Origin of the sequence: Pseudomonas sp. L-22-4S-12, assembly GCF_009799935.1 — a bacterium.
Classification (GTDB): domain Bacteria; phylum Pseudomonadota; class Gammaproteobacteria; order Pseudomonadales; family Pseudomonadaceae; genus Aquipseudomonas.
Genome location: NZ_WELL01000027.1, coordinates 1 through 255 on the forward strand (window position 1 = coordinate 1; position 255 = coordinate 255).

The 255-nt window shown below is 67.1% G+C and carries 1 protein-coding gene; it reads left to right on the forward strand.

All coding sequences use genetic code 11. The features are described 5' to 3' along the window. Positions 1 to 255, forward strand: a 255-nt coding sequence (locus F3I16_RS21485) for a type IV pili methyl-accepting chemotaxis transducer N-terminal domain-containing protein (RefSeq protein WP_178116703.1), incomplete at both ends; no start/stop codon positions are given.

Genomic DNA, 255 nt, shown 5'->3' on the forward strand with positions numbered 1-255 from the left:
TCAGCGACCAGCTGCTGGCGCAGAGCGAGCAGGTGGTGCTGCTGATCGAACGCCATACCGGCAGCCAGAGCGCCCGCCTGGTCAACCGCAGTGGCCGCCAGCGCATGCTCAGCCAACGCATCGCCAAGCTCTACCTGGCCGTCAGCTGGCGCCTGCCGGTCGAGGGCCTGGAGGCGGAGCTGCAAAAAGCCACCGAGGAGTTCGAAACCGCCCAGCAGGAACTGCTCGCCGCAAGGCAGAACACCCCGCAGATCA